This is a genomic window from Bartonella sp. OC16QHHD (assembly GCF_042194035.1).
Taxonomy (GTDB): domain Bacteria; phylum Pseudomonadota; class Alphaproteobacteria; order Rhizobiales; family Rhizobiaceae; genus Bartonella.
Map to the genome: position 1 here is coordinate 1 of NZ_JBHIMJ010000009.1, position 4,343 is coordinate 4,343.

Here is a 4,343-nt window from a genome sequence, read left to right on the forward strand (position 1 = left end):
CCTGCCTTTGGGGGCGTTCTTTTTGCAAGTTTTTCAGTGGTTTTCATGTGTGTTTCTTTTTGTAAACAAGACAATAAAAAACCCCGCAAAAGCAGGGCTCTGAACAATCATATAAACTTATAAGAAAGGTTATACTTTTACCGTAATTCTAGACGCAATTCGACTAGTACAGCAACGCCATAAAACACTATTTTTCATATCCTGTCAACAAAAAAAATCACTATATTGTGTATTTTTTATTTTTTTCACCTAAATCTAGTATCTTTAGCACCCAATAACTCACAATTGTATTATCTCAACGAATCAATTATATGACTAGAAACTAATAAAAAGCGGGGGAGAAAATGTGGTTTATTATAGGAATTGTAATCCTTATCTTAATAATCCCAATATTAATTGATATTATTATATTAGTAATTTACGGCATTGGATTATTTCTAGGGGGCATACTTGAAACTCTAAAAGAGTTCTTAAATTTAGTAGGAAAAATACTATTAACAATAATACTGCCAACGTTAGAAACTATCGATTATGCTTTTACAAAGGATAAAAGCAAATGGAACGAAATAATTGAGAAACGAGAAAGATTTAGAGAACATAAAGCGATTAAGAAAAAAAACGGAGAAAAAACGATAAATTATTACTTTCGTTTTGCTAAACGCAGCTTATTTTTATTCTTACGCCTTATGGCACTCTCCTATTTCACAGCAGTGGTTACCTTTATAATTATGTTTTCTACAGGGTACATCATTGCTACGTTTTTCCCCCGCTCTTTTGCCCCTTATTTGTTAGGGACAATTATTTTAATGCTTACTCTTCCCCTTACAGTCTGTATGGCACCAATCCAATATAGAATACAAGCGCTACCTGTTTCATTTTTACTACAAACAATGCTTCTCTGGATTCAGTTTCGCGAAAACCTCTCTATGGGTATTGTATTCTATATCGCATTCTTTGAGCTATTCGTATATATATTATTTAGCTTTTCTCACGCAGTATTTATAGCCGAAATATCAGAAGAGCAATCAACTGCCTTTGAAACATTATAACAAACATTTACCATTTAGTTTTTCTGTCAAAATATTTATGAAGCGCGTTAAGAGCGACCCGCAATGAATTCACAAGATGTGGTAATGTTTTGTCTTCGACAACAATATATTGTATTGCTGCATAAAGATTATACTGTCTATAGAGATGTTGTGTTTCTTTTATCGCCTCTTGCATATTAGAAAACTGTTCTGTTGCAAATTCAACCCATTTTTCTCTTGCTTTGTCATCAGAAGATGATGGCATTTCATCATAAACAGCGCTTGGTAAACCTTTTGCACACAAATAGTCATTTTTCACTTCAAGATATTTTTGCGCAGCATCATACTGGTCTTGAGTAAGCATGCCTTGCAAACACAGCCGCCCAACATAAGTACCAGCAAGCGGATTTTTAGCCTCTTCAATAGTCAAACCAAAGCGTTTAGCACGCNCTTCATACATCCCCTAATCTGTGGGAGCCCACATGTTTCTCTTTGTTATATTTTATCAATCAAAATGGTATGCTGTCATTAAGAGATGCACTATGATCAGCGGCACCTGAAGCGATAGCATAATTTTGAGAAGTAATAGATGAAGGGGCAGATTGATCTTTCTTTACATCAAGCAAATACAACTCGCCTTTGAATTGTGGTAAAATAATCTCTGTTGTGTAACGGTCATGCCCATTTTTATCTTGCCATTTGCGTGTCTGTAATTTGCCTTCTACGTAAACCTTTGAACCTTTGTTGAGGTATTGAAGTGCAATTTTTGCCAAATGTGGATTAAAAATCACCACGGAGTGCCATTCAGTTTTCTCTATTTTTTGATTGGTCTTTTTATCTGTATAGGTTTCAGAAGTTGCCATACGAAAATTGACTATTTCTGTTCCAGAAGTCATTGTTTTGCTTTCGGGGTTAGCACCTAGACGCCCGATTAACATTACTTTATTTAGCATGTTTTTTCTTACCTTAAATTTGTATTTTAATACATAGAAAATCTTAGCATGATTTTCATATTTTTTCAATTATTTCAAAAGGATATTATTATTTTTTAACATATAAAATTATGTTTTTTTATCTTTTGATAAACATAAAGCCACATCACGCAAATGACATGGCTTTCTTTTTTCTATTTTAAAGCAGGCGCCCCCGCACCGCCGTTATTTTATTTACGCTGCTTTATCAACACCACAGACATCTTCAGAAAATTTCTTATTTTCTTTAAGCACAGCATTGCCATAAATTGTTGTAAATTGACAAATTTGTGCCTTGCCACTCACATGAGCATTATCGTGAATTTTTGCACAGGGACCAACACGCGCCGAGCCAGAAACCTTGGCATTGTCATAAATATTGCTACCATCATAAACTATAGCTTTATCAAAAACATGAGCATTTCCATAAGCTTTTGACCACGCAGAAAGGCGTGATTTCCCATAGACATGGGCATCATTAAACACAAGCCCACTCACATACGCATTTTCATAAACACGGGCATTATCGTAAATAAGAGCCCCCTCTGTAATAACGGCATTATCACTCACAACGGCATTGCCAAAAACATAGCCTCCAATTTTTGCATTGCCATTAATGACTGCATTGTCATAAACATGTGCCTTATCATTCAAAACCCATGCCTGATCACTAATCACGGCATTACCATAAACCCTAGCCCAATTCACAACGCAGGCTTTATTGCGTATTTTGGCATTTTCGGAAACGCTTGCTTGAATAACCATAGCATCATCATAAACCCAGCAATTGCCATCATGAGAGAGGTTATCTTCATTTTCAATAAAACCACCTAAATCCCCCATCTTAACATCAGCAAAGTCTTTTAAAGCTTTAATGCGGTGTAAAGTCACACCGTTAACAACGCGGTTTTCATTAGTAAGTTCATATTTTGGAGATGTTTTTTGATTTTTAACTGTAGCGTTCATGCTAGTAATCCTTACGAAAATATAGTTTTGAATTGACAACCCTAAAAGGGCGCCGGGTGTTCAAAACACGGTCGTAAGTCCGTCGTCACACTTTTCTCATAAAGAGTATTGTATGGTGTGACCACACCCGACACAATCATTATATGCTAATCATAACATAAAAGACAGCCAGTATTTAAAGAAATGGGAAAAACCTTATCGTGATTTATCCGCTTACGATTAAGTGTTTTGAGCACTTGTCGACCTTTCTAAACGAACTTTTCTTTAAAGTCAATACGTATTTTTTATTTTTTTTCATTTTGATACCTACCTAGTTGAATATCAAGCGCTTTTAAATTTTACTTTTGGTTTTTATTATAAAATGTAGTGCGTAAATGGACATGTTTATTAAACTGCGTGTATGCAACATGAGAAAGAATGAATAAATTAAAAAAAAGTACCAAATAACGATATCTAAATACCAAAATACAGTATAACTATTTGGAAAAATTAAAACGACAAGTGCTAAACTTATTAGCTTTAAGAGTCGGTGCATATACTGTTGTAAATCACGTGTTAATATCTTCCAACCTGTTGTGTTGCTGCGTTTGTATTTTGGATTGTTCTGCAACTCAAAAGGAATATGAGAATTGCATAAAATTGCAAAAACCGCTGTGACTATTACCAAAGAAACAGATGCGAATATCAAAATACTTTGAATAAAGTAGGGATTTTTTTTAATTCCTAAAAAACATAAAAATATAAAAGTTATAATGCCAAACAAGGCTCTTAGCTGCTTATCTGTAAACATATTTATTTCCTGCGGTTTTCGATAATTTTTTGATCTCTTTATTGATCTCATCTATAAGAGGTTCGTAATTGAGAACGCTTTTCGGAATATTTCCACCGTAAACCCAAGCTTTCACTTGCGCTTTGGTACTAAAATCCGCATTTTCTGGTGTGGTATAATACTGACCGCCATCAAACTTTTCACACTCTCTTGTACCGTCTTCATATTCGTAGAGGTTGTAAAAATACTCCTCTGCTCCGTCCCCCCAAGGAACATACCCAACAGCCGTTGCAACCCACTTTTTTTGCATAGGCTGTTTATGATTTGTTAAGAACAGTTGTTTTAAAATTTCCATGTTTTTAGTCCATAATTTTACCAATAGGTTAATTTACCTCAAATTTGACCGTACAGAGCATTTTATATTACAGATGTGTTTTTCATCGTAAAATCTTTAAATCGCTTTTTATGGTACCTTTTTGTCGATTTAAATGCATATCTAATCGTAAAATGATCAGCACTTTTCACTATTTTGCTGTTTTAAGCCGCTTTAGAATTGCTACTGTTATGTTGCTCTTCACTAGGCTTGCCTATTCTCATGAATGAAATGCG

The 4,343-nt window shown here is 34.5% G+C and carries 6 protein-coding genes; 1 reads left to right on the plus strand and 5 read right to left on the minus strand.

The genetic code is table 11. The features are described 5' to 3' along the window. Nucleotides 1–344: 344 nt before the first annotated feature. On the plus strand, nt 345–1,049 hold the full coding sequence (locus ACFIK1_RS01290) for a hypothetical protein (protein WP_273758872.1): 705 nt from the start codon (nt 345–347) through the stop codon (nt 1,047–1,049). A 7-nt stretch (nt 1,050–1,056) separates the two neighbouring features. Here the strand turns inward: ACFIK1_RS01290 and ACFIK1_RS01295 are convergent, their stop codons facing one another. From ACFIK1_RS01295 to ACFIK1_RS01315, 5 genes are all read right to left on the minus strand, one after another. Continuing rightward, nucleotides 1,057–1,488, minus strand: coding sequence for a hypothetical protein (locus ACFIK1_RS01295; protein WP_375661901.1), 432 nt, complete (start codon nt 1,486–1,488; stop codon nt 1,057–1,059). Nucleotides 1,489–1,537: 49 nt separating this feature from the next. Then, nucleotides 1,538–1,981 carry a single-stranded DNA-binding protein gene (gene ssb, locus ACFIK1_RS01300; RefSeq protein ID WP_375661902.1) on the minus strand — a complete coding sequence of 148 codons (444 nt, stop codon included), beginning with the start codon at nt 1,979–1,981 and terminating at the stop codon, nt 1,538–1,540. A 213-nt stretch (nt 1,982–2,194) separates the two neighbouring features. Next, complete coding sequence (locus ACFIK1_RS01305; RefSeq protein WP_375633770.1) at nt 2,195–2,965, minus strand: hypothetical protein; 771 nt, start codon at nt 2,963–2,965, stop codon at nt 2,195–2,197. Between the two features lie 331 nt (nt 2,966–3,296). Continuing rightward, nucleotides 3,297–3,755 (minus strand): hypothetical protein, encoded by a 459-nt coding sequence (locus tag ACFIK1_RS01310; protein WP_375634978.1) that lies wholly within the window; start codon nt 3,753–3,755, stop codon nt 3,297–3,299. Then, nucleotides 3,742–4,089: a hypothetical protein gene (locus tag ACFIK1_RS01315; RefSeq protein ID WP_375661903.1), complete on the minus strand. Its 348-nt coding sequence runs from the start codon at nt 4,087–4,089 to the stop codon at nt 3,742–3,744. The genes ACFIK1_RS01310 and ACFIK1_RS01315 overlap by 14 nt, the downstream gene beginning before the upstream one ends. Between the last annotated feature and the right edge of the window lie 254 nt (nt 4,090–4,343).

Excerpts from the sequence above, each read along its gene's own strand:
- ACFIK1_RS01290 (WP_273758872.1), top strand. The coding sequence starts at position 345 with ATGTGGTTTATTATAGGAATTGTAATCCTTATCTTAATAATCCCAATA.
- ssb (WP_375661902.1), bottom strand. The coding sequence starts at position 1,981 with ATGCTAAATAAAGTAATGTTAATCGGGCGTCTAGGTGCTAACCCCGAA.
- ACFIK1_RS01305 (WP_375633770.1), bottom strand. The coding sequence starts at position 2,965 with ATGAACGCTACAGTTAAAAATCAAAAAACATCTCCAAAATATGAACTT.
- ACFIK1_RS01310 (WP_375634978.1), bottom strand. The coding sequence starts at position 3,755 with ATGTTTACAGATAAGCAGCTAAGAGCCTTGTTTGGCATTATAACTTTT.
- ACFIK1_RS01315 (WP_375661903.1), bottom strand. The coding sequence starts at position 4,089 with ATGGAAATTTTAAAACAACTGTTCTTAACAAATCATAAACAGCCTATG.